Genomic DNA, 25,238 nt, shown 5'->3' with positions numbered 1-25,238 from the left:
AGCTTGTATAAATGCAAACTATGACGATAAAAGAAGCGGAAAATGTATTGAAAGAAATTATGAATGAAGAAGATGATCGCTTTCAACTGTTAATGAAAGATGATCGAAAAGGTGTTCAAAAGCTCGTTTTGAAGTGGTATAAACAAAAAGAGTTAGAACAGAAAGAAAAAGAGAAGTTTTTTGAAATGTCCAAGTATGAAAATGCTTTGCGTGAAAAAGGGGTCACATATATCGCGGGTATTGATGAAGTAGGGCGCGGGCCATTGGCTGGGCCTGTTGTGACGGCAGCTGTCGTTCTTCCTGAGGATTTTTATATTCCAGGGTTAAATGATTCGAAAAAGTTGAGTGAAGCGAAACGTGAGCGTTTTTATGATGAAATAAAAGTACAAGCAATTGCAATTGGAGTAGGAATTGTATCACCAGAAGTTATTGATGACATTAATATTTACCAAGCAACGAAACAAGCGATGTTAGATGCAGTTGCGAATTTATCTTGTACACCCCAACATTTATTAATTGATGCGATGAAACTTCCTACACCAATTCCGCAAACATCAATTATTAAAGGTGATGCGAAAAGTGTTTCGATTTCAGCCGCATCCATTATCGCAAAAGTAACGAGAGATCGTATGATGAAAGAACTGGGAGAGAAGTATCCTCAATATGGATTTGAGCAACATATGGGATATGGCACAAAGCAACATTTAGAGGCAATTCAAGTGCATGGAGTATTAGATGAACACCGAAAGTCATTCGTGCCAATTAAAGATATGATTCAAAAATAAGCTGTAAATATACAGCTTATTTTTTTATTTTGGCATATAAACATTACTATTTCCGAAAAAGAATAAAGCGATTTCAGTTTTCTGACACTTTATTGTAGACAGCGTGCCAATCATCTTATACAATGGCAATGTAATGTTTTTTAAACATTAAAAAACTTTTCGAGTAAAACAGGAAAACAGGGGAGGATGGGACCATGAATATCCATGAGTACCAAGGTAAGGCAGTCCTTAGAAGCTATGGGGTTAGCGTTCCGAACGGGAAGGTTGCATTTACAGTAGAAGAAGCTGTAGAAGCGGCGAAAGAATTAGGAACAGATGTATGTGTAGTGAAAGCACAAATTCACGCTGGTGGACGCGGCAAAGCTGGCGGAGTAAAAGTTGCAAAAAATTTAGATGAAGTTCGTACATATGCAGAAAGCATTTTAGGAACTACACTTGTGACACATCAAACAGGTCCTGAAGGTAAGGAAGTAAAACGCTTACTTATCGAAGAAGGTTGCGATATTAAAAAAGAATATTATGTAGGTCTAGTTTTAGATCGTGCAACTTCTCAAGTTGTTTTAATGGCGTCTGAAGAAGGCGGAACAGAAATTGAAGAAGTAGCAGAAAAAACACCTGAAAAAATCTTTAAAGAATATATTGATCCAGCAGTAGGCTTACAAGGTTTCCAAGCGCGCCGAATCGCATTTAACATCAATATTCCAAAAGAGCTTGTAGGACAAGCTGTGAAGTTTATGATGGGCTTATACCGTGCGTTTATCGAAAAAGATTGCTCTATCGCTGAGATTAACCCACTTGTTACAACAGGTGAAGGTAAAGTTATGGCATTAGATGCAAAATTAAACTTTGATTCTAATGCATTATATCGCCATAAAGACATTTTAGAGCTTCGTGATCTTGATGAAGAGGATTCAAAAGAAATTGAAGCTTCAAAATACGACTTAAACTACATTCCTTTAGATGGAAATATCGGTTGTATGGTTAATGGTGCAGGTTTAGCGATGGCTACAATGGATATCATTAAACATTACCACGGTGACCCAGCTAACTTCTTAGATGTTGGTGGCGGTGCAACTGCAGAAAAAGTTACAGAAGCATTCAAAATTATCCTTTCTGACAAAAATGTAAAAGGTATCTTCGTTAACATTTTTGGTGGCATTATGAAGTGTGATGTTATTGCAGAAGGTGTTATTGAAGCAACGAAACAAGTAGGTCTTGAGTTACCTTTAGTTGTACGTCTTGAAGGTACAAACGTAGAACTAGGTAAGAAAATTTTAAATGAGTCTGGCTTAAATATTGTTGCAGCAGAATCTATGGCAGACGGTGCACAAAAAATTGTTTCACTAGTGGGCTAATAGAAAGCGGGGGAGAAAAATGAGCGTATTAGTTAATAAAGATACAAAAGTTATTGTTCAAGGTATTACAGGTTCTCAAGGTTTATTCCATACAAAACAAATGATTGAATACGGTACGAAAATTGTCGGTGGTGTAACACCAGGTAAGGGCGGCACTGATATTGAAGGTGTACCAGTATTTGATACAGTAGAAGATGCAGTGAAAGCAACAGGGGCAAACGCTTCAGTTGTATACGTTCCACCCGCTTTTGCGGCAGATGCAATTATGGAAGCTGTTGATGCAGAAATTGATTTAGTAGTATGTATTACTGAAGGGATTCCTGTATTAGATATGGTAAACGTAAAGAGATATATGGCGGGTAAACATACACGTTTACTTGGACCAAACTGCCCAGGTGTAATCACACCGGATGAATGTAAGATTGGTATTATGCCAGGATATATTCATAAAAAAGGTCATGTTGGTATCGTATCTCGCTCTGGTACATTAACGTATGAAGCTGTACATCAGTTAACACAAGAAGGTATTGGCCAATCTACTGCTGTAGGTATCGGCGGAGACCCTGTTAACGGTACAGACTTTATTGATGCTTTAAAAGCATTTAATGAAGATGAAGAAACACATGCTGTAATTATGATTGGTGAAATCGGCGGTACAGCAGAAGAAGAGGCAGCTGAATGGGTAAAAGCTAATATGACAAAACCTGTTGTAGGCTTCATTGGTGGTCAAACAGCGCCTGCTGGCAAACGTATGGGCCATGCTGGTGCAATCATTTCTGGCGGTAAAGGAACTGCTGCTGAAAAGATTAAAACAATGGAAGCTTGTGGCATTAAAGTAGCTGAAACTCCAGCAGTTATGGGAGAAACGCTAATCTCTGTTTTAAAAGAAAAAGGTTTATTTGAGACTTGTAAAAACTATTAATCTGTTGAAAGACACCTTCTTACTTGAGGGTGTCTTTTTAGACTTTTTCTGTTTACATAATAAAAATTATGGATAAGGAGAATCAAGATGAAAAGAGAGAGATTATTACATCTTCATTACTTGCTAGCAGATTATTGGAAAGCGATGGAGAGGCTACTATATGTCGATCCAGAATTAGAGAACATATATAATTTTAACGAAAAACAAATGGAACACTACACTGGAATATCCTCGAAAAAATCTTCAGAACTAGTAAAATTTCTTCAAAGTTCAAATCTTCCGCAATATATATCTTATTTAGAGAAAAATCGTATTTTTTATATAACGATATGGGATGAAAATTATCCGCAATTATTACGTGAAATACAAGATCCTCCCTTCGTTTTATATGGAAAAGGAGAGAAAGATTTCCTGAATAAAGTAAATAAATTAGCAGTTGTTGGAACGAGAGAACCATCATTATATGGTCATGAGAGTTTGAAGTTTATTTTACACCCTTTATTAGAAAGAGAGTGGCTTATTGTCAGTGGGTTTGCAAAAGGGATAGATACAATGTCTCATGAGATTACAGTAAGGCATCATTGCCCGACTATTGCGATATTAGGGCATGGATTGTCTTTTATGTATCCGAAAGAAAATAGACATTTATATGAAATGTGGAAGGAATATATATTGTTATTGACAGAGTATCCGCCGCACTATGCACCGAAAAAATGGTATTTTCCAAAAAGAAACCGGATTATTAGTGGTATAAGTAAAGGTGTTTTAGTTGTAGAAGCGAAATCGAGAAGTGGAACACTTATTACTGCGGACCTTGCGTTAGAGCAAAGTAGAGAGGTATTTGCGCTTCCTGGACCTATATTTATAGAGGGGGCATCGGGAACGAATCATCTTATTCAGCAAGGAGCAAAACTAGTAAGAAATGCAGAAGATATCTTGGAAGAGATTTTAAATTAACCTTATATTTTTATGTTTTTATTAAACAATTATTGACAAATGGTAGATTGGCACTGTATGGTATATTCATTCTTGATTGACAAAAACAAGAGAAATCAATAAGATTAATGAAGACTTGAATCCACCTCTTAAGGAGGCACTAGCATGTCAGATTACCTCGTAATCGTGGAGTCGCCTTCTAAGGCGAAGACCATTGAGAAATATTTAGGGAAAAAATACAAAGTTGTCGCGTCTATGGGACATGTTCGCGATTTGCCAAAAAGTCAAATGGGGATAGAAGTAAAGAACAACTTCACCCCGAAGTATATTACCATTCGTGGTAAAGGTCCCGTCTTAAAAGATTTAAAATCAGCGGCCAAAAAAGCAAAGAAAGTCTATCTCGCGGCCGATCCAGACCGTGAAGGGGAAGCGATTGCTTGGCATTTAGCGAATACGTTAAATGTGGACGTTGAATCAGATTGTCGGGTTGTGTTTAATGAGATTACGAAAGATGCAATCAAAGAATCATTTAAACATCCTCGTGCAATCAATATGGATTTAGTGGATGCACAACAAGCAAGACGTATACTTGATCGTCTTGTTGGTTACAATATTAGTCCTTTATTATGGAAGAAAGTAAAAAAAGGATTAAGTGCAGGACGTGTACAATCTGTAGCAGTTCGTTTAATCATCGAGCGTGAAAGGGAAATTCAAAACTTTGAACCTGAAGAATTCTGGACAATTAAAACAGAATTTGTAAAAGGAAAAGACACATTTGAAGCAAGCTTTTACGGTGTAGATGGTGAAAAAGTTCAATTAACAAATGAAACGCAAGTGAATGAAATAATTGAACAGATGAAAGAGAATGCGTTTTCAGTTGAAAATGTAACGCGCAAAGAGCGAAAACGTAACCCTGCATTACCGTTTACAACATCTTCCTTGCAACAAGAAGCAGCCCGTAAGTTAAACATGCGAGCAAAGAAAACAATGATGCTTGCACAGCAATTGTATGAAGGGATAGATCTTGGAAAACAAGGAACTGTAGGTCTTATTACGTATATGAGAACTGATTCAACACGTATCTCAGAAACAGCTCAAACAGAGGCTCGTACTTACATCACTGAAGCGTATGGTACGGAATACATAGGAACAGAAAAGAAGAAAGAAACGAAAAAGTCAAATGCACAAGATGCGCATGAGGCAATTCGTCCTACTTCGGTAATGAGAAAGCCAGAGGAACTAAAAAGTTTCTTAGGTCGTGATCAACTTCGATTATATAAATTGATTTGGGAGCGATTTGTTGCAAGTCAAATGGCGTCTGCTATAATGGGTACTGTGACAGCGAGACTCATTAATAACAATGTTCAGTTCCGTGCAAGTGGATCGGTTGTAAAGTTCCCAGGATTTATGAAAGTGTATGTAGAGTCAAAAGATGATGGTGCTGAAGAAAAGGATAAGATGTTGCCGCCTTTAGAAGTAGGGGAAACTGTATTTTCAAAGGATTTAGAACCAAAGCAACATTTTACACAACCTCCTCCGCGCTATACAGAGGCTCGCCTAGTAAGAACACTTGAAGAACTTGGAATTGGAAGACCGTCGACATATGTACCTACACTTGAAACGATTCAAAAGCGTGGGTATGTAGGCTTGGATAATAAACGCTTCGTTCCGACTGAACTTGGTGAAATAGTAATTGAACTTATTTTAGAGTTTTTCCCAGAAATTATTAACATTGAATTTACTGCCAATATGGAGCAAAGCCTTGATGAAGTAGAAGAAGGAAATGCGAATTGGGTAAAAATTGTTGATGATTTCTACGTAGGTTTTGAACCGCGTTTAGAAAAAGCGGAAAAAGAAATGCGTGAAGTGGAAATTAAAGATGAACCAGCTGGGGAAGATTGTGAACTATGTAATCACCCAATGGTCTTTAAAATGGGTAAATACGGGAAATTTATGGCTTGCTCGAATTTCCCAGATTGTCGTAATACAAAGCCGATTGTGAAAGAAATCGGTGTTACTTGTCCAAAGTGTGATAAGGGTCAAATTATTGAACGCCGTAGTAATAAAAAGAAACGTCTTTTCTATGGGTGCGGTACGTATCCGGAATGCGACTTTGTATCTTGGGATAAGCCAATTGGTCGTAAGTGTCCGAAGTGCGAAGGCATGCTTGTAGAGAAAAAGTTGAAAAAAGGCGTGCAAGTACAATGTATTTCGTGCGATTATGAAGAAGAACAACAAATGTGAGCGTAACTGCTCACATTTTTTTCGGGAAGAAAAGGAAAGGTGATATAAATGACAACACAGGTAGTAAACGTCATTGGCGCAGGTCTTGCAGGAAGTGAAGCAGCTTACCAAATTGCAAAACGTGGTGTCCAAGTTAGATTATATGAAATGAGACCGGTAAGGCAAACGCCAGCTCATCACACAGATAAATTCGCTGAATTAGTATGTAGTAACTCACTTCGTGCAAACACTTTAACAAATGCGGTTGGAGTTATTAAAGAGGAAATGCGCTTAATGGATTCTGTAATTATTCGTGCGGCGGATGAGTGCTCTGTACCAGCTGGAGGCGCTTTAGCTGTAGACCGTCATGAGTTCGCAGCTAAAGTAACAGAATACGTAAAGAACCATCCAAATGTAACTGTAATGAATGAAGAAATTACAGATATTCCAGAGGGACCGACAATTATTGCTACAGGTCCATTAACATCTCCTGATCTTTCTGCAAAATTGAAAGAATTAACAGGAGAAGATTATTTCTACTTCTATGATGCTGCAGCCCCAATCGTAGAAAAAGACAGCATTGACATGAATAAAGTATATTTAAAATCGCGTTATGACAAAGGTGAAGCTGCATATTTAAATTGCCCAATGACAGAAGAAGAGTTTGATCGTTTTTATGAGGCTCTAATTGCTGCCGAGACAGTGCCTTTAAAAGAGTTTGAAAAAGAAATTTTCTTTGAAGGTTGTATGCCAGTAGAGGTTATGGCAAGTAGAGGGAGACAGACGTTAGTATTTGGACCTATGAAACCTGTTGGATTGGAAGATCCAAAAACAGGGAAAACGCCATATGCTGTTGTTCAGTTACGTCAAGATGATGCAGCGGGAACTTTATACAATATCGTAGGTTTCCAAACACATTTAAAGTGGGGACCGCAAAAAGAAGTGCTACAGTTAATTCCAGGATTGGAAAATGCAGAGATTGTACGTTATGGTGTAATGCATCGTAATACGTTTATTAATTCACCTAATTTGCTTCGTCCAACATATCAATATAAACAACGGGATGATTTATTCTTCGCTGGTCAAATGACTGGAGTAGAGGGATATGTTGAATCAGCAGCATCAGGATTATTAGCAGGAATTAATGCTGCGCGTCTTGTGCAAGGTGAAGAGCCAGTTGTATTACCGCCAGTAACTGCGATGGGTAGCATGGCAAATTACATTACGGCAACGAACGCTAAAAACTTCCAACCGATGAATGCGAACTTTGGTCTATTTGCACCGTTAGAGAAGAAGATTAAAAAGAAAGCAGAACGAAATGAAGCGTACGCAGCACGCGCTTTAGAAACGATTCGAAATTTTGTAAATATTTAGTTAAATTTCTTGCAAAGGCTACTAAGTTGTGATACGATTTAGTAGCCTTTATTGAGGTGAGTTGTGTGAATGTGAAGAAATTGTTACAATTATTCGTTGGATATTTACAAATTGAAAGAAATTATTCAAAATATACAATTGCAAGTTATCAAAATGATTTAGAACATTTTGTGCAATTTATGGAACGAGAAGGCATATCCTCTTTTTTAGACGTTACATACGCGGATGTTCGTTTGTACTTAACGACGTTGCACGATGAGAAGTTAGCCCGTAAATCTGTCGCAAGAAAAGTATCAAGCTTACGAAGTTTATATCGTTTTTTGATGCGTGAAGGTTATCGAAAGGATAATCCGTTTGCACTTGCGTCACTCCCCAAAAAAGAATTGTCAATCCCAAAGTTTTTATATGCTGAAGAGTTAGAGGAATTATTTGAAGTTTCTGACACGGAAACACCATTAGGTCAAAGGAATCAAGCTTTGTTAGAGTTGATGTATGCGACTGGGATCCGTGTGAGTGAATGTGTCAATTTACAACTTACCGATATTGACTTTGCGGTGGGAACAATTTTAGTAATGGGAAAAGGAAAAAAACAAAGGTATATTCCGTTCGGAAGCTATGCGCAAGATTCTTTAATTACTTATATAGAGAATGGGAGAAAACAGTTAGTTAATAAGACTGACGAAGACTCTCATATGGTATTTTTAAATGCGAAAGGTAAACCGCTAACAAGTCGTGGAGTTCGTTATGTTTTAAATGAACTCATTAAAAAGGCTTCGCTGACAATGCGGATAAGTCCCCATATGTTAAGGCATACATTTGCTACACATATGCTAGATGAAGGGGCGGATTTACGTACTGTACAGGAGTTATTAGGCCATGAAAATTTGTCGACGACACAAATTTATACGCATGTCTCTAAAGAAAGATTGCGTTCTGTTTACATGAAGCATCACCCGCGGGCATAAATTGCTTTAAAAGCTATAAAAACAAATAAAGGAGTTTTTTCTATGGGAAATTTCCACGCTACAACGATATTTGCAGTTCATCATAATGGAGAATGTGCAATGGCTGGAGATGGCCAAGTGACAATGGGAAATGCTGTTGTAATGAAACATACAGCTCGTAAAGTTCGTAAGCTTTTCCAAGGTAAAGTTTTAGCTGGTTTCGCAGGATCAGTTGCTGACGCATTTACTCTTTTTGAAATGTTTGAAGGGAAATTAGAAGAGTATAATGGCAACTTGCAGCGTGCTGCTGTTGAAATGGCTAAACAATGGCGTGGCGATAAAATGTTACGTCAGCTAGAAGCAATGCTCATTGTCATGGATAAAACAACTATGCTCCTTGTTTCAGGTACAGGAGAAGTGATTGAACCGGATGATGGTATTTTAGCAATTGGATCTGGTGGGAATTATGCACTTTCTGCAGGTCGTGCTTTAAAGCAATATGCAAGTGAACACTTAACAGCGAAGCAAATTGCGAAAGCGAGTTTAGAGATTGCTGGCGATATTTGTGTTTATACGAATCACAACATAATTGTTGAAGAATTGTAGAATCGTAAGGGAGGCATTTTATATGCATTTACATTTTACTCCGCGCCAAATTGTGGAAAAATTAGATCAATACATCATCGGTCAAAAAGACGCAAAGAAAGCGGTTGCTGTAGCGTTGAGAAATCGATATCGTCGCAGTAAATTAGCTGAAAATTTACGTGACGAAATTGCACCTAAAAATATCTTAATGATTGGACCGACAGGTGTTGGGAAAACAGAGGTAGCACGACGAATGGCGAAACTCGTTGGAGCACCTTTTATTAAGGTTGAGGCTACAAAATTCACAGAAGTTGGATATGTGGGTAGAGATGTAGAGTCAATGGTACGTGACCTGGTGGAAACATCGGTTCGTATCGTAAAAGAAGAAATGGTAGTGAAAGTTCAAGATAAAGCCGAAGAGCAAGCGAATCAACGTCTTGTTGAAATTTTAGTACCGAGTCCAGAGAAACAATCTGGATTCAAAAATCCATTAGAGATGCTTTTTGGAGGTACTCAAAATTCGAATCAAACGTCTGATACACAAGAAGATGTTGAAATCGAAAAGAAGCGTCATGATGTGGAGAGAAAGCTTGCTGCAGGGCTTCTTGAAGACGAAATTGTATCGATTGAAGTGACTGAACAACAGTCTTCCATGTTTGATATGTTACAAGGAACTGGCATGGAGCAAATGGGAATGAATTTCCAAGATGCGCTAGGAAGTTTTATGCCGAAAAAAACGAAAAAACGTAAACTTTCTGTAAAAGAAGCAAGAAAACTCTTGACAAATGAAGAGGCACAGCGCTTAATTGATATGGATGAAGTTACACAAGAGGCTGTTTATCGTGCTGAACAGCTCGGGATTATTTTTATCGATGAAATTGACAAAATTGCTGGTAAGCAGTCGAATAGCGTAGATGTATCACGTGAAGGTGTGCAACGTGACATTTTGCCGATTGTAGAAGGGTCGAATGTTGCGACAAAATACGGATCAGTAAAAACGGATTATATTTTATTCGTTGCAGCTGGAGCGTTCCATATGTCTAAACCGTCGGATTTAATTCCGGAATTGCAAGGGAGATTTCCGATTCGAGTAGAATTAACAAAATTATCGACAGACGATTTTGTTAAAATACTAATCGAGCCTGACAATGCGTTAATTAAACAATATATGGCATTATTAGCGACTGAAGGTATAGAAATTGAATTTTCAGACGAAGCTATTCGTAAGATTGCTGAGATTGCTTATCAAGTTAATCAGGATACAGATAATATTGGAGCAAGAAGACTTCATACAATTATGGAGAAGCTCCTTGAAGATTTATCGTTTGAAGCATCTGAAATTACGTTAGAGAAAATAACGATAACACCTCAATACGTTGAGGAGAAATTAGCAACAATTGCTAAAAATAAAGATGTGAGCCAGTTTATTTTGTAATAGTGTCATCAGGTGACTCGCCCTAGTTTCCAAGTGATGAAAAAATATGTGAGTAACATGTAGGAGGAACTTTTGAAATGGAATTATTAGCAAAAACGAGAAGATTAAATGCGTTATTACAGAGCGCAGCAGGGAAGCCTGTAAACTTTAGAGAAATGTCTGACACAATGTGTGAAGTAATCGAAGCAAACGTATTCGTAGTTAGCCGTCGTGGTAAATTACTAGGTTATGCAATTCACCAACAAATCGAAAACGAACGCATGAAGCAAATGCTTGCAGAACGTCAATTCCCAGAAGAATATACACAAAGCTTATTCAACATTACAGAAACATCTTCAAACTTAGATGTGAACAGTGCTTACACAGCATTCCCAGTAGAAAACAGAGAATTATTTGGTCAAGGTTTAACTACAATCGTACCAATCGTTGGTGGCGGTGAGCGTCTAGGGACATTAGTATTAGCTCGTCTTGGTCAAGAGTTCTTAGATGATGATTTAATCCTTGCTGAGTACAGCTCAACTGTTGTAGGTATGGAAATCTTACGTGAAAAAGCAGAAGAAATCGAAGAGGAAGCACGTAGTAAAGCTGTTGTTCAAATGGCGATCAGCTCATTATCTTACAGTGAGTTAGAAGCGATTGAGCACATCTTCGAAGAATTAAATGGAACAGAAGGTTTACTTGTTGCAAGTAAAATTGCTGATCGCGTAGGAATTACTCGTTCTGTAATCGTAAATGCACTACGTAAATTAGAAAGTGCTGGTGTTATTGAGTCTCGTTCTTTAGGTATGAAAGGAACATACATTAAAGTGCTAAACGACAAGTTTCTACAGGAACTTGCTAAATTAAAAACAAACTAATTTGTAAAAAACTCTCCTCAATCGAGGAGAGTTTTTTTATGTGCAATGGATAGATGGTGCTTGTGAAAAGTGTCATAAGCGTGTTTTCTGAGAAAACTATTAATTGTATTTATTTTTTTGCTTAAAAGAAATGAAGGTTGGTAATACTAGAATTCGAGTATGAACAAAGAAAGTTTTACATTGGTCGCATTTTCGACTTGATTGTAATATTTCAGTATGATATAGTAAGCAGTGGTGTCAGTACAAAGTACACACGTTTACTGATTTAAGTGTTGGTGCTACGTTTGTAGTTTCGCTTAGAGATGAAGTAAACGGAGGATATCAAAAACCATTTAGGAGGAACTATATTATGTCAGTAATTTCTATGAAGCAATTGCTTGAAGCTGGTGTTCATTTCGGACATCAAACTCGTCGTTGGAACCCAAAAATGAAGCGTTACATTTTCACAGAGCGTAACGGTATCTACATCATCGACTTACAAAAAACTGTGAAAAAAGTTGAGGAAGCTTACAGAACGATGCGCGACATCGCTGCTGAAGGCGGAGACATCTTATTCGTAGGTACTAAAAAACAAGCACAAGAAGCTATTAAAGAAGAAGCAACTCGTGCTGGTATGTACTTCGTTAACCAACGTTGGTTAGGCGGAACTTTAACAAACTTCCAAACAATCCAAAAGCGTATCAAGCGTCTTAAAGACATCGAAAGAATGCAAGAAGATGGTACTTTTGAAGTACTTCCTAAGAAAGAAGTTGTTCAACTTAAAAAAGAGTTAGAGCGTCTTGAGAAATTCTTAGGCGGTATTAAAGATATGAAAGGTCTTCCAAGTGCATTATTCGTAGTAGACCCTCGTAAAGAGCGTATTGCAGTTGCTGAAGCACGCAAATTACACATTCCAATCATCGGTATCGTTGATACAAACTGTGATCCAGACGAAATCGATCACGTTATCCCAGCAAACGATGATGCAATTCGTGCTGTAAAACTTCTTACATCTAAAATGGCAGACGCGATCCTTGAAGCAAAACAAGGTGAAGAAACTGTTACTGCGTAACAAAGTTGGAAAGGTGATAAGGGGTTCGGCCTTTTATCACCTTTTTTAAGGTATAAACACCTTTATAAAAGGTATAAATACATATTTTAGGAGGATGAAAAGTATGGCAATCACTGCTCAAATGGTAAAAGAATTACGTGAAAAAACTGGCGCAGGTATGATGGACTGCAAAAAAGCTTTAACAGAAACTAACGGCGACATGGAGAAGGCAATTGACTTCTTACGTGAAAAAGGTATTGCGAAAGCTGCTAAAAAAGCTGACCGCATTGCTGCTGAAGGTTTAACTTTCATTGAAACAAACGGTAACGACGCTTTAATCTTAGAATTAAACTCTGAAACTGATTTCGTTGCGAAAAACGAAGGTTTCCAAACACTAATTAAAGAATTAGCTGCTCACTTATTAACTAACAAACCAGCTAACGTTGAAGAAGCTATGGCTCAAACAATGGAAAACGGTAAAAAAGTTGAAGAGCACATCAACGAAGCAATCGCTAAAATTGGTGAAAAACTTACACTTCGTCGTTTCGAAATCGTATCAAAAACTGATGCAGATGCATTCGGCGCTTACCTACACATGGGTGGACGCATTGGTGTATTAACAGTTCTTGAAGGTTCTACTGATGAAGCTGCTGCTAAAGATGTTGCAATGCACATCGCTGCAGTTAACCCTAAATACATCGACCGCGATGCTGTAACAGCTGAAGAAGTTGAGCATGAGCGTCAAGTATTAACACAACAAGCATTAAACGAAGGCAAGCCTGAGAAAATCGTTGCAAAAATGGTTGAAGGCCGTTTAGGCAAATTCTTCGAAGAGATTTGCTTACTTGACCAAGCATTCGTTAAAAACCCTGATATGAAAGTTCGTCAGTTCGTTGAGTCTAAAGGCGGAACATTAAAAGGATTCGTTCGCTACGCTGTTGGTGAAGGTATCGAAAAACGCGAAGACAACTTTGCTGAAGAAGTAATGAACCAAGTAAAAGGTAGCAACTAATACAGATTAGGGAACACATTGTGTTCCCTTTTTTAAAATAAAGATGTAAGCAATTGGAGGTTCATTATGAGTAAACCGAAATATAATCGTGTCGTTTTAAAGCTAAGTGGAGAAGCTTTAGCTGGAGAGCAAGGATTTGGAATTAACCCAACTGTTATTAAGTCAGTTGCGGAACAAGTAAAAGAAATTGCAGAACTTGATGTAGAGGTTGCTGTTGTTGTTGGTGGCGGTAACATTTGGCGTGGGAAAATTGGAAGTGAAATGGGCATGGATCGTGCAGGGGCAGATTACATGGGCATGTTAGCGACAGTTATGAATTCATTAGCTCTTCAAGATAGCTTGGAGAATATCGGAATTCAAACTCGTGTACAAACTTCAATTGAGATGCGTCAAGTTGCAGAACCTTACATTCGTCGTAAAGCAGTTCGTCACTTAGAGAAAAAACGTGTTGTTATCTTTGCAGCAGGTACAGGTAACCCATACTTCTCTACAGATACAACAGCAGCATTACGTGCGGCAGAAATTGAAGCAGATGTAATTTTAATGGCGAAAAACAATGTAGATGGTGTATATAATGCGGATCCATCTATTGATCCAACAGCTACGAAATATGAAACGCTTACTTACTTAGACGTATTAAAAGAAGGTTTAGGTGTAATGGATTCTACAGCTTCTTCTCTATGTATGGATAATGATATTCCATTAATTGTATTCTCAGTTATGGAAAAAGGTAATATTAAACGTGCCGTTTTAGGCGAAAATATCGGAACAGTGGTAAGGGGGAAATAAATATGGGACAACAAGTGTTGAAGTCTTCAAATGAAAAAATGGAAAAAGCAGTTGCTGCTTATTCTCGTGAATTAGCAACAGTTCGTGCTGGCCGTGCAAACGCGTCTGTATTAGATAAGGTACAAGTTGATTACTATGGTGCACCAACACCAGTTGTGCAATTAGCGAACATTACAGTTCCAGAAGCGCGTTTACTAGTAATTCAACCTTATGATAAAACTTCTATCGGTGATATTGAAAAAGCAATTTTAAAAGCAGATTTAGGCTTAAATCCTTCTAATGATGGAACTGTAATTCGTATTGCATTCCCTGCATTAACAGAAGAACGTCGTCGTGATCTTGTAAAAGTTGTGAAAAAATATGCTGAAGAAGCTAAAGTTGCTGTTCGTAACGTACGTCGTGACGGAAATGATGATCTTAAGAAGCTTGAAAAAGCTGGCGAGATTACAGAAGATGATTTAAGAGGATATACTGAAGATATCCAAAAAGAAACAGATAAATATATTGCAAAAGTTGACGAAATCGCAAAAAACAAAGAAAAAGAAATCATGGAAGTGTAATAGCGATAACTTCGCAATTATGACCCTCTTCTTAAGGGGGTCTTTTTACACTTTTAGGCATACGTCTGCTTGCTGGAGGGTATGAATGATGTTTAAAAACTTTCCTTTTTTTAAAGGTAAAAAGGACACATCGTTTGATCATCTCGTTGAAGAAGTGAAAAAAGGATATATCCCAGAACATATTGCCATCATTATGGATGGGAATGGAAGATGGGCAAAGAGGAGAGCAATGCCTCGTATTGCGGGACATCATGAAGGTATGCAAGTTGTAAAGAAAATTACAAAATTTGCAAGTGAACTTAATGTGAAAGTGTTAACTCTTTATGCTTTTTCAACTGAGAACTGGAAAAGACCGAAAAAGGAAGTTGATTATTTAATGAAGCTTCCAGAAGAATTTCTAGGTACATTTTTACCAGAATTGATTGAAGAAAACGTACAAGTCCGAGTAATAGGGCAAAAAGATCGTCTTCCTACGCATACACGCAGAGCGATGGAGAAAGCCATGGAAGATACGAAAGAGAATACGGGATTAATTCTTAATTTCGCGTTAAACTATGGAAGTCGAGATGAAATCGTTTCTGCTGTGCAACATATGATGAAAGATAATGAGGAAGGAAAAATTCGTTCTGAAGAGGTAAGTGAAGAAATGCTTTCCTCCTACTTAATGACGAGTTCTTTACCTGATCCAGAGTTGTTAATCCGAACAAGCGGAGAGCTACGTATTAGTAATTTCATGTTATGGCAAATTGCATATTCGGAGTTTTGGTTTACAGACGTGTATTGGCCAGACTTCAAAGAAGAACATTTGCTAAATGCGATTACTGACTTTCAACATAGAGGGCGCAGATTCGGAGGCGTGTAGAAAGAGAGGGTTTGGTAGTGAAACAGAGAATTATTACTGGAGTGGTTGCTGCCGCGCTATTCATTCCCATCGTAATATACGGTGGCGTGCCTTTTACGGTTTTAGTGTATGCACTTGCTTCTATAGGTTTATATGAATTAATTCGTATGAATAAGCTTACGCTTATTTCAGTACCGACAGTTTTAGCTGCAGTATTATTGTGGATTCTTTTAATTCCAAGTAGTGCATCAGAACTGTTTACATGGATTGGATTAGGTAAATTGGAAATCACATTTGTGATTGTTTTATTACTTTTATCATATACAGTCCTTTCTAAGAATACATTTACTTTTGATAATGCTTCATTTTTACTGATGGCAACGACATATGTGGCAATGGGATTCTTATATTTAAATGAAACGAGAATATTAGGAATTAAATATGTATTTTGCGCATTATTTGTTATATGGGCTACTGATTCAGGCGCATATTTCGTAGGAAAAGCATTGGGCAAGAGAAAATTGTGGCCAGAAATCAGTCCAAATAAAACGATTGAAGGTTCATTAGGGGGCATCGTTTGTGGAATTATTGTGGCACTTGTTTACAACGTGTTCTTCCCAGTCGAATCGAATGTAGTAATTTTAATTGTGCTGACAATTATCATTTCTATTTTTGGACAAATTGGTGATTTAGTACAATCTGCTTTTAAACGTCATTATGGCGTAAAGGATTCAGGTACAATTTTACCTGGGCATGGTGGTATATTAGACCGAACAGATAGTTGGTTATTCGTTTTACCAATTCTCTACTTCTTATTACAATACAATTAATAAATGAACGAGGGGTTGGAGTCATGAAAAACATTAGTTTATTAGGTGCAAGCGGATCAATTGGTACACAAACTTTAGATGTATTACGCTCGCACCCAGACCAATTCCGTCTCGTTGCTTTTTCTGTAGGGAAAAATATTGACTACGCAGTAAAGGTAATTCAAGAATTTTCTCCGCAAATCGTCTCTGTGCAAAGAGAGGAAGATGTTTTAAAATTACAATCTGTTTCTGGTAATACAAAAATTGTATATGGTAGTGAAGGACTTTTAGAAGTAGCATTACATCCAGATGCGGAGATTGTAGTAAATGCTGTTGTAGGTAGCGTAGGGTTGTTACCAACACTTCGTGCAATTGAGGCGAAAAAAACAATTGGAATTGCAAATAAAGAAACGTTAGTAACTGCAGGACATCTTGTAATGGAAGCAGCACGAAAACATAATGTTTCGTTACTTCCAGTTGATAGTGAACATTCGGCTATTTTTCAATGCTTGAATGGTGAAAATGAAAAAAGAATTTCTCGTCTTATTATAACGGCTTCTGGTGGAAGTTTCCGCGATAAAACGAGGGATGAATTGCATCGTGTGACCGTAGAAGATGCGCTTCGACATCCAAACTGGTCAATGGGTTCGAAAATTACAATTGATTCTGCTACAATGATGAATAAGGGACTAGAAGTAATTGAAGCACATTGGCTTTTTGGTATCCCTTATGAGCAAATCGATGTTGTTTTACATAAAGAAAGTATTATCCATTCTATGGTTGAATTTGAAGATCGTAGTGTAATGGCGCAGCTTGGTTCACCTGATATGCGAGTACCAATTCAATACGCACTTACATATCCTGATAGATTGCCTCTTTCAGACACAAAACAGTTAAACTTATGGGAAATAGGGGCGTTGCATTTTGAGAAAATGGACCAAGAACGATTCCGTTGTTTACGTTTTGCGTATGAAGCTGGAAAAGCAGGTGGAAGTATGCCAGCTGTAATGAACGCAGCGAATGAAGTAGCTGTTGAAGCCTTTTTACAAAAGAGAATTGATTTCTTAACAGTGGAAGACCTCATTGAAAAAGCAATGAACCATCACAATGTCATTGCACGACCGAACTTAGAGGAAATTTTGGAAATTGATGCGGCCACAAGACGGTTTGTGATGGAACAAATTTAGCAAAGGTGGTTATGGAATTGAATACAGCGATTGCCTTTATATTAATTTTCGGTGCACTCGTATTTTTCCATGAGCTAGGGCATCTATATTTCGCAAAAAGAGCAGGTATTTTATGCCGCGAGTTTGCGATTGGTTTTGGTCCGAAAATATTCTCATTTGAAAAGAATGAAACGGTGTATACGATTCGATTACTGCCCCTTGGTGGCTATGTAAGAATGGCTGGCGAGGATGCGGACACAGTTGAGTTAAAGCCTGGGAAAAAGGTTGGCCTTGTATTAAATGAAAAAGACGAAGTTGTGAAATTAGTTTTTGATGGATATGAAAAGTATCCAAATGTTCGTGTTATTGAAGTCGAACAAGCTGATTTGGAGCATAATTTAACAATTTCGGGCTATGAAGAGTACGAGGAAGAGCTTCAAACATTCCGAGTGAATGAAAAGGCTCGTATTATTACTGCGGGGGAAGAAATTCAAATTGCCCCGTATAATAGACAATTTGGCTCGAAAAAACTAGGGCAACGCGCTTTAACAATCTTTGCGGGTCCTGCAATGAACTTCATTTTAGCATTTGTTATTTTTGTGATTCTTGGATTTGTACAAGGGGTCCCTATTGACAAACCAATGGTCGGAAAAGTGATGGATAACAGTGCAGCACAGCAAGCTGGATTGAAAGAGAATGATACAATTCAAGCTATTGATGGGAAAAACACAAGTACATGGAAAGATGTTGTTACTATTGTACGTGAAAACCCAAATAAAGAAATTACGTTACAAGTAAAGCGTGATAATGAACAGTTTAATGTGAAAGTAACGCCAACACTCGATAAAGAAGGAAAAGACGAAGTTGGTAGGATCGGTGTTTATTCTCCTGTAGAGAAAACAGTGATGGGTTCTATTAAATCAGGTTTTGAACAAACGTACCAATGGACGAAACTAATTTTTGAGTCTCTTGTGAAATTAGTAACTGGTCAATTTTCTATTAATGAGTTGTCAGGTCCAGTAGGAATTTATAATCTAACAGATCAAGTTGTAGATTATGGGTTTACGCGTGTACTAAGTTTAGCTGCAGTTCTAAGCATTAATCTTGGTTTATTTAATTTATTACCAGTTCCTGCTTTAGATGGTGGCCGTTTATTCTTCTTCTTAATTGAAGCGTTACGAGGGAAACCAATTGATCGCCAAAAAGAAGGAATGGTTCACTTTATTGGTTTTGCATTATTAATGTTACTTATGTTAGTTGTAACTTGGAATGACATTCGTAAGTTTTTCTTGTAAAATAAAGTGAAACTTATAATGAAATAGAGCTCGTAGAATAAAATCCCTCACCTAACTCGAGGTGAGGGGTTTTACTGCGTGTAAGAGTAAAATGAAGAGGTGCAAATAAATGAAACAAAGTATGGTATTCAGTCCTACATTACGTGAAGTTCCAGCTGATGCTGAAATTAAGAGTCATCAGCTATTACTTCGTGCAGGTTTTATGCGTCAAAATGCTTCTGGTATTTATAGCTTTCTACCATTTGGATTAAAAGTATTACACAAAGTAGAACGTATCGTTCGAGAAGAAATGGAGCGCGCAGGAGCTGTAGAATTATTAATGCCAGCTATGCAAGCTGCAGAATTATGGCAAGAATCAGGTCGTTGGTATTCTTACGGATCTGAATTAATGCGTATGAAAGATCGTAACGCTCGTGAATTCGCATTAGGAGCGACACATGAGGAAGTAATTACGGATCTTGTGCGTGATGAAGTGAAATCATATAAAAAATTACCGTTAACATTATACCAAATTCAAACAAAATTCCGTGATGAGCAAAGACCTCGTTTCGGCTTATTACGTGGAAGAGAGTTTCTAATGAAAGATGCATACTCTTTCCATGCTACACAAGAGAGCTTAGATGAAGTATACGATCGCTTATATAAAGCATACTCTAACATTTTTGCTCGCTGTGGCTTGAATTTCCGTGCAGTTATTGCTGATTCTGGAGCAATGGGCGGAAAAGATACACATGAATTTATGGTATTATCTGATGTTGGTGAAGATACAATTGCATACTCTGACACATCTGATTATGCAGCAAACATCGAAATGGCTCCTGTTGTAGCTACGTATACGAAGAGTGACGAAGCAGAAAAAGCACTTGAAAAAGTAGCAACACCAGACCAAAAAGCAATTGAAGAAGTATCTGCATTCTTAAACATTGCAGCTGACAAGTGCATTAAGTCTATGGTGTTTAAAGTAGATGAGAAATTAGTAGTTGTACTTGTTCGTGGTGATCACGAAGTAAACGATGTGAAAGTGAAAAATGTATACGGCGCTTCAGTTGTTGAGCTTGCTTCTCATGAAGAAGTAAAAGCATTATTAAATTGTGAAGTTGGTTCATTAGGACCGATTAATGTAACAGGTGATATCGAAATTATTGCTGATCACGCTGTAGCATCAATTGTTAACGGATGTTCAGGAGCGAATGAAGAAGGGTTCCATTATGTAAATGTAAATCCAGAACGTGACTTTAAAGTAAGTCAATATACAGATTTACGCTTTATTCAAGAAGGAGACCAATCTCCAGATGGAAACGGAACAATTCTTTTCGCACGCGGAATTGAAGTTGGTCATGTATTCAAATTAGGAACTCGTTATAGTGAAGCAATGAACGCAACATTCCTAGATGAAAATGGAAAAACACAACCACTTATTATGGGTTGTTACGGTATCGGTGTATCTCGTACAGTAGCAGCAATTGCAGAGCAATTTAACGATGAGAACGGCTTAGTTTGGCCAAAAGCGGTAGCACCGTTCCATGTGCATGTAATTCCAGTAAATATGAAATCTGATGCACAACGTGAAATGGGTGAAAATATCTACAACTCATTACAAGAACAAGGCTATGAAGTGTTATTAGACGATCGTGCAGAACGTGCAGGTGTTAAATTTGCAGATGCAGATTTATTCGGTCTTCCAGTTCGTGTTACAGTTGGTAAAAAAGCAGACGAAGGTATTGTAGAAGTGAAAGTACGTGCTACAGGTGAGTCTGAAGAAGTAAAAGTAGAAGAACTTCAAACATATATTGCAAATATTTTAAAATAAGAAGAGGTACCTCGTAATGGGGTACCTTCTCTTTCTTTGTAAACGTATTTTGTAAAAGAAGAGGTGAGAAATCTTTCTTTGTGGTACGTTTCAATTTATAATAGCAAATGGAAGGAGAGTGCTTATGTCTTTAACAAATGAACAACAAGAGCGATTTCAAATTTTGCTCCAGCAGTTGCAAATACCAGACGACCTTATAAATCAATATTTACAAGGCGGTGGTATTGAAAGGCTCGTTATTGATAAAGCGAATAAAAGTTGGCATTTTGATTTACAAGTGCCACGTATTTTGCCTACAGAATTATATGAATTGCTAGAAACAAAGCTTAAGCAATCATTTTCTCATATTGCAAGAACAACATTTGCATTAGAAACAGAGAATAAACAATTTACAGAAGAAGAAGTGAGGGCGTATTGGCCGCTTTGTACGGAACGAATTACATTTTCACCTATGTTCGCATACTTAAAGAAGCAGCTTCCACAGGTGAATGGAGTGAAGTTGCTAATAAATGTAAATAACGAGCTGGAGTCTACGGCTTTAAAGAAAAACGTTGCGAAACCAGTAGGGGATCAATACGAAGTTTTTGGATTCCCGCGTTTTCAGTTAGACACACATATACAGCAAAATACAGAAGAAATGCAAAAGTTTCGTGAACAAACGCAGCAAGAAGACCGTGAGCGTGTTATACAAGCTATGGAAGAAATGGCGAAGAAGCAAGCTGAAGAAAGCAGCGTTGTGTATGAAGGACCGATTACACTCGGGTATCTTATTAAGCCAGATGAAGAGATTACACCGATGCGAGAAATTCAAGATGAAGAAAGAAGAAAAACGGTTCAAGGATATGTCTTCCATGTAGAAACAAAAGAGCTTCGTAGTGGGCGTACGTTATTAACTTTAAAAATAACGGATTATACGGATTCTATTATGATCAAAATGTTCTCACGTGACAAAGAAGATATTCCAATGCTGCAATCCTTGAAAAAAGGAATGTGGGTGAAAGCGCGTGGTTCTGTTCAAAATGATACATTCGTTCGAGATTTAGTAATGATTGCAAATGATATTAATGAAATAACAGGACCGTCTCGTAAAGATAAAGCACCAGAAGGCGAAAAACGAGTAGAGCTGCATCTCCATACTCCGATGAGTCAAATGGACGCTGTCACTCCAGTTTCTAAGCTTGTTGCTCAAGCTGGTAAATGGGGACATGAGGCTATTGCGGTTACAGATCATGCCGTGGCTCAGTCCTTCCCAGAGGCGTACTCTGCAGGGAAGAAGGCTGGTGTTAAAGTTATATATGGTGTAGAAGCAAATCTAGTTAATGATGGTGTACCGATAGCGTATAACGAAGCGCATCGTTTACTTGCAGAGGAAACGTATGTTGTTTTCGACGTTGAGACGACAGGTTTATCAGCTGTATACGATACAGTCATTGAGTTGGCTGCCGTAAAAGTAAAGGGTGGCGAAATTATTGATCGCTTTGAATCTTTCGCAAATCCACATCAACCATTATCAGCGACGATTATTGAATTGACAGGTATTACGGATGATATGTTAACTGATGCACCTGAAGTGGACGAAGTGTTTAAAAAGTTTGAGGAATGGATGGGCGACCATACACTTGTTGCCCATAACGCGAGCTTTGATATGGGCTTTATTAACGTAGGTTTTAAAAAGGCTGGACTAGAAAAAACGAATAATCCAGTTATTGATACGTTAGAACTTGCACGATTTTTATTCCCAGAAATGAAAAATCATCGATTAAATACGATGTGTAAAAAACTTGATATTGAATTAACACAACATCACCGTGCGATTTATGATACAGAAGCGACGGGATATTTACTTGTGAAAATGTTGAAAGACGTAATTGAAAAGGGATTTGAATATCACGACCAATTAAATGATAGCATGGGACAAGGGGAGGCGTATAAGCGTGGCCGTCCAAGTCATATGACGTTACTTGCCACATCAGATGTTGGATTGAAAAATTTATATAAACTTGTTTCATATTCTCACCTTAATTACTTTTACCGTGTACCACGTGTGCCGAGATCACTATTAAAAAAATATCGTGAAGGGATTTTAGTAGGAACGGCTTGTGATAAAGGTGAAGTGTTCGAGGCAATGATGCAAAAGGCACCTGAAGAGGTAGAAGAAATTGCCCAGTTCTATGATTACATTGAAGTAATGCCTCCAGAGGTGTTGCGTCATTTAGTAGAACGTGAGCTTGTTCGAGACGAAGGTCAATTAAAAACAATTATTTCTAACTTAGTAAAACTAGGTGAGACGTTAGATAAACCAGTTGTTGCTACAGGAAACGTGCATTATTTAGACCCTGAGGATGCGATGTATCGTAAAATTTTAGTCAGTTCGCAGGGCGGAGCCAATCCGTTAAATCGACATTCATTACCGCCAGTACATTTCCGTACAACTGATGAAATGTTAGAATGTTTTTCATTCTTAGGTGAAGACAAAGCGAAAGAAGTTGTTGTAACAAATACACAAAAGATTGCGTCATTAATTGGTGATGTGCATCCAGTAAAAGACGATCTATACACACCGAAAATTGAAGGTGCTGATGATGAAACGCGTGATATGAGTTATAAAATGGCGCGTAGCATTTATGGTGAAGAGCTACCGGAAATTGTAGAAGCACGTTTAGAAAAAGAATTAAAAAGTATTATTGGGCATGGATTCGCCGTAATTTATTTAATTTCACATAAGCTTGTGAAAAAATCGTTAGTAGACGGATATCTAGTAGGTTCGCGTGGATCGGTAGGGTCATCATTTGTTGCAACGATGATGGAAATTACAGAAGTAAACCCATTACCACCACACTATGTATGTCCGAAGTGTAAGCAATCAGAATTCTTTAATGATGGTTCTGTAGGTTCTGGTTTTGACTTACCAGATAAAGAATGTCCTGCTTGTAATATTCCATATGTAAAAGATGGACATGACATTCCTTTCGAAACGTTCCTTGGATTTAAAGGAGATAAGGTGCCCGATATCGATTTGAACTTCTCCGGGGAATACCAACCACGTGCCCATAACTATACGAAAGTACTGTTCGGTGAAGACTATGTATATCGTGCAGGAACGATTGGTACAGTTGCGGAAAAAACTGCTTACGGATATGTAAAAGGTTATGCAAATGATCATAACTTAACGATTCGAAATGCAGAGATTGATCGCTTAGTAGCAGGGTGTACCGGTGTAAAACGTACAACAGGACAGCATCCAGGCGGTATTATCGTTGTGCCAGATTACATGGATATCTTTGATTTCTCACCAATACAGTACCCAGCTGATTCAATTGGTGCTGAATGGAGAACAACGCATTTTGATTTCCACTCGATTCATGATAATTTATTAAAACTTGATATACTAGGACACGATGATCCGACCGTTATTCGTATGTTACAAGATTTAAGTGGTATTGATCCGAAAACAATCCCAACGGATGATCCAGAAGTAATGAAAATTTTCTCTGGTCCAGAATCGTTAGGGGTAACAGAAGAGCAAATTAACTGTAAAACAGGTACACTTGGTATACCAGAGTTTGGTACAAAATTCGTAAGACAGATGTTAGAAGAGACAAAACCGACGACATTCTCAGAGTTAGTCCAAATTTCTGGACTATCACATGGTACTGACGTATGGCTTGGTAATGCAAACGAGTTAATTTATAACGGTACATGTACGCTGAGCGAAGTTATCGGTTGTCGTGATGACATCATGGTATATTTAATCTATCAAGGTCTAGATCCATCATTAGCCTTCAAAATCATGGAGTCGGTTCGTAAAGGTAAAGGTGTACCGGAAGAATGGGAAGAAGACATGAAAAATAATAATGTACCAGGTTGGTATATTGATTCATGTAAGAAGATTAAATACATGTTCCCTAAAGCCCATGCGGCTGCTTACGTACTTATGGCTGTACGTATCGCATATTTTAAAGTACATTTTGCACTGTTATTCTATGCCGCATATTTTACAGTTCGTGCAGATGATTTTGATGTAGAGGCAATGGCGAAAGGTTCAGCATCTATACGTGCAAGAATTGATGAAATTGCTCAAAAAGGATTGGATGCAGCGCCGAAAGAGAAAAGTTTATTAACAGTACTAGAAATGACACTTGAAATGTGTGAGCGAGGATACTCATTCCAAAAGGTGGATTTATACCGCTCACATGCAACAGAATTTATTATTGATGGAGACACATTAATTCCTCCATTTAATGCGGTACCTGGTCTTGGTACAAACGCAGCTTTAAGTATTGTGGAAGCACGTAAAAATGGAGACTTCTTATCAAAAGAGGACTTGCAGCAGCGTAGTAAGGTCTCGAAAACAATTATTGAGTATTTAGATAGTCAAGGTTGTTTAGGAGATTTACCGGATCAAAACCAGTTATCACTGTTCTAGTAGGTAGGAAAAGTCTTTGCAAATCAACATTTCCTATGATATACTATTAACCGAGATAACCATGTCATGTATATTGTGTAAAGA

20 protein-coding genes are annotated in these 25,238 nt (G+C 37.8%); all 20 read left to right on the top strand.

The genetic code is table 11. The annotated features are described in order from the left end of the window. The first annotated feature begins 11 nt into the window (after positions 1 to 11). The 20 genes from MR169_RS12630 (at position 12) to MR169_RS12535 (ending at position 25,154) form a co-directional block, all read left to right on the top strand. Entirely contained in the window at positions 12 to 785 is a 774-nt protein-coding gene (locus MR169_RS12630; RefSeq protein WP_242319478.1) for a ribonuclease HII, read from the top strand. A gap of 194 nt (positions 786 to 979) precedes the next feature. After that, the gene (gene sucC / locus MR169_RS12625) at positions 980 to 2,140 is read left to right on the top strand and encodes an ADP-forming succinate--CoA ligase subunit beta (RefSeq protein WP_001020791.1); all 1,161 of its coding nucleotides are present in this window, start codon (positions 980 to 982) and stop codon (positions 2,138 to 2,140) included. A 19-nt stretch (positions 2,141 to 2,159) separates the two neighbouring features. Further along, positions 2,160 to 3,062: a succinate--CoA ligase subunit alpha gene (sucD, locus tag MR169_RS12620; protein ID WP_000115178.1), complete on the top strand. Its 903-nt coding sequence runs from the start codon at positions 2,160 to 2,162 to the stop codon at positions 3,060 to 3,062. A gap of 87 nt (positions 3,063 to 3,149) precedes the next feature. Beyond that, positions 3,150 to 4,019 (top strand): DNA-processing protein DprA, encoded by an 870-nt coding sequence (gene dprA, locus MR169_RS12615; RefSeq protein WP_242319477.1) that lies wholly within the window; start codon positions 3,150 to 3,152, stop codon positions 4,017 to 4,019. Between the two features lie 144 nt (positions 4,020 to 4,163). Next, on the top strand, positions 4,164 to 6,242 hold the full coding sequence (gene topA, locus MR169_RS12610; RefSeq protein WP_242319476.1) for a type I DNA topoisomerase: 2,079 nt from the start codon (positions 4,164 to 4,166) through the stop codon (positions 6,240 to 6,242). Positions 6,243 to 6,290: 48 nt separating this feature from the next. Next, positions 6,291 to 7,595 carry an FADH(2)-oxidizing methylenetetrahydrofolate--tRNA-(uracil(54)-C(5))-methyltransferase TrmFO gene (trmFO, locus tag MR169_RS12605; RefSeq protein ID WP_000213002.1) on the top strand — a complete coding sequence of 435 codons (1,305 nt, stop codon included), beginning with the start codon at positions 6,291 to 6,293 and terminating at the stop codon, positions 7,593 to 7,595. Positions 7,596 to 7,660: 65 nt separating this feature from the next. After that, on the top strand, positions 7,661 to 8,560 hold the full coding sequence (gene xerC / locus MR169_RS12600; protein WP_001101241.1) for a tyrosine recombinase XerC: 900 nt from the start codon (positions 7,661 to 7,663) through the stop codon (positions 8,558 to 8,560). 42 nt (positions 8,561 to 8,602) lie between these two features. Then, a complete protein-coding gene (gene hslV, locus MR169_RS12595) occupies positions 8,603 to 9,145 on the top strand; it encodes an ATP-dependent protease proteolytic subunit HslV (protein ID WP_000526272.1) in 543 nt (180 codons plus the stop codon). Positions 9,146 to 9,167: 22 nt separating this feature from the next. Continuing rightward, complete coding sequence (gene hslU / locus MR169_RS12590) at positions 9,168 to 10,559, top strand: ATP-dependent protease ATPase subunit HslU (RefSeq protein ID WP_016118541.1); 1,392 nt, start codon at positions 9,168 to 9,170, stop codon at positions 10,557 to 10,559. A 77-nt stretch (positions 10,560 to 10,636) separates the two neighbouring features. After that, a complete protein-coding gene (gene codY / locus MR169_RS12585) occupies positions 10,637 to 11,416 on the top strand; it encodes a GTP-sensing pleiotropic transcriptional regulator CodY (RefSeq protein WP_242319475.1) in 780 nt (259 codons plus the stop codon). 349 nt (positions 11,417 to 11,765) lie between these two features. Continuing rightward, positions 11,766 to 12,467: a 30S ribosomal protein S2 gene (gene rpsB / locus MR169_RS12580; protein ID WP_000111485.1), complete on the top strand. Its 702-nt coding sequence runs from the start codon at positions 11,766 to 11,768 to the stop codon at positions 12,465 to 12,467. A 103-nt stretch (positions 12,468 to 12,570) separates the two neighbouring features. Continuing rightward, on the top strand, positions 12,571 to 13,458 hold the full coding sequence (gene tsf / locus MR169_RS12575; protein WP_001018578.1) for a translation elongation factor Ts: 888 nt from the start codon (positions 12,571 to 12,573) through the stop codon (positions 13,456 to 13,458). A 66-nt stretch (positions 13,459 to 13,524) separates the two neighbouring features. After that, positions 13,525 to 14,247, top strand: a complete 723-nt coding sequence (gene pyrH / locus MR169_RS12570) for a UMP kinase (RefSeq protein ID WP_000042668.1) — start codon at positions 13,525 to 13,527, stop codon at positions 14,245 to 14,247. 2 nt (positions 14,248 to 14,249) lie between these two features. Beyond that, on the top strand, positions 14,250 to 14,807 hold the full coding sequence (gene frr / locus MR169_RS12565) for a ribosome recycling factor (protein WP_000531501.1): 558 nt from the start codon (positions 14,250 to 14,252) through the stop codon (positions 14,805 to 14,807). Positions 14,808 to 14,892: 85 nt separating this feature from the next. After that, positions 14,893 to 15,669 carry an isoprenyl transferase gene (gene uppS / locus MR169_RS12560; RefSeq protein WP_173600362.1) on the top strand — a complete coding sequence of 259 codons (777 nt, stop codon included), beginning with the start codon at positions 14,893 to 14,895 and terminating at the stop codon, positions 15,667 to 15,669. Between the two features lie 17 nt (positions 15,670 to 15,686). Continuing rightward, positions 15,687 to 16,478, top strand: a complete 792-nt coding sequence (gene cdsA, locus MR169_RS12555; protein ID WP_000813592.1) for a phosphatidate cytidylyltransferase — start codon at positions 15,687 to 15,689, stop codon at positions 16,476 to 16,478. 23 nt (positions 16,479 to 16,501) lie between these two features. Further along, positions 16,502 to 17,644: a 1-deoxy-D-xylulose-5-phosphate reductoisomerase gene (gene dxr / locus MR169_RS12550; RefSeq protein ID WP_242319474.1), complete on the top strand. Its 1,143-nt coding sequence runs from the start codon at positions 16,502 to 16,504 to the stop codon at positions 17,642 to 17,644. Between the two features lie 17 nt (positions 17,645 to 17,661). Continuing rightward, positions 17,662 to 18,918 (top strand): RIP metalloprotease RseP, encoded by a 1,257-nt coding sequence (gene rseP, locus MR169_RS12545; protein ID WP_001090243.1) that lies wholly within the window; start codon positions 17,662 to 17,664, stop codon positions 18,916 to 18,918. A 109-nt stretch (positions 18,919 to 19,027) separates the two neighbouring features. Continuing rightward, a complete protein-coding gene (locus MR169_RS12540) occupies positions 19,028 to 20,728 on the top strand; it encodes a proline--tRNA ligase (RefSeq protein ID WP_000814299.1) in 1,701 nt (566 codons plus the stop codon). A 124-nt stretch (positions 20,729 to 20,852) separates the two neighbouring features. Continuing rightward, positions 20,853 to 25,154: a PolC-type DNA polymerase III gene (locus MR169_RS12535; protein ID WP_242319473.1), complete on the top strand. Its 4,302-nt coding sequence runs from the start codon at positions 20,853 to 20,855 to the stop codon at positions 25,152 to 25,154. Positions 25,155 to 25,238: the final 84 nt, after the last annotated feature.

It is taken from the genome of Bacillus cereus group sp. BfR-BA-01349 (genome assembly GCF_022663795.1).
GTDB lineage: Bacteria > Bacillota > Bacilli > Bacillales > Bacillaceae_G > Bacillus_A > Bacillus_A cereus.
The sequence above is the reverse complement of the archived record's forward strand: the minus strand, read 5'-3'. Positions and strand labels throughout refer to the sequence as shown.

Excerpts from the sequence above, each read along its gene's own strand:
- sucD (WP_000115178.1), top strand. The coding sequence starts at position 2,160 with ATGAGCGTATTAGTTAATAAAGATACAAAAGTTATTGTTCAAGGTATT.
- sucC (WP_001020791.1), top strand. The coding sequence starts at position 980 with ATGAATATCCATGAGTACCAAGGTAAGGCAGTCCTTAGAAGCTATGGG.
- MR169_RS12540 (WP_000814299.1), top strand. The coding sequence starts at position 19,028 with ATGAAACAAAGTATGGTATTCAGTCCTACATTACGTGAAGTTCCAGCT.
- topA (WP_242319476.1), top strand. The coding sequence starts at position 4,164 with ATGTCAGATTACCTCGTAATCGTGGAGTCGCCTTCTAAGGCGAAGACC.
- pyrH (WP_000042668.1), top strand. The coding sequence starts at position 13,525 with ATGAGTAAACCGAAATATAATCGTGTCGTTTTAAAGCTAAGTGGAGAA.
- trmFO (WP_000213002.1), top strand. The coding sequence starts at position 6,291 with ATGACAACACAGGTAGTAAACGTCATTGGCGCAGGTCTTGCAGGAAGT.
- frr (WP_000531501.1), top strand. The coding sequence starts at position 14,250 with ATGGGACAACAAGTGTTGAAGTCTTCAAATGAAAAAATGGAAAAAGCA.
- MR169_RS12535 (WP_242319473.1), top strand. The coding sequence starts at position 20,853 with ATGTCTTTAACAAATGAACAACAAGAGCGATTTCAAATTTTGCTCCAG.
- MR169_RS12630 (WP_242319478.1), top strand. The coding sequence starts at position 12 with ATGCAAACTATGACGATAAAAGAAGCGGAAAATGTATTGAAAGAAATT.
- rpsB (WP_000111485.1), top strand. The coding sequence starts at position 11,766 with ATGTCAGTAATTTCTATGAAGCAATTGCTTGAAGCTGGTGTTCATTTC.
- codY (WP_242319475.1), top strand. The coding sequence starts at position 10,637 with ATGGAATTATTAGCAAAAACGAGAAGATTAAATGCGTTATTACAGAGC.
- uppS (WP_173600362.1), top strand. The coding sequence starts at position 14,893 with ATGATGTTTAAAAACTTTCCTTTTTTTAAAGGTAAAAAGGACACATCG.
- hslV (WP_000526272.1), top strand. The coding sequence starts at position 8,603 with ATGGGAAATTTCCACGCTACAACGATATTTGCAGTTCATCATAATGGA.
- tsf (WP_001018578.1), top strand. The coding sequence starts at position 12,571 with ATGGCAATCACTGCTCAAATGGTAAAAGAATTACGTGAAAAAACTGGC.
- dxr (WP_242319474.1), top strand. The coding sequence starts at position 16,502 with ATGAAAAACATTAGTTTATTAGGTGCAAGCGGATCAATTGGTACACAA.
- hslU (WP_016118541.1), top strand. The coding sequence starts at position 9,168 with ATGCATTTACATTTTACTCCGCGCCAAATTGTGGAAAAATTAGATCAA.
- dprA (WP_242319477.1), top strand. The coding sequence starts at position 3,150 with ATGAAAAGAGAGAGATTATTACATCTTCATTACTTGCTAGCAGATTAT.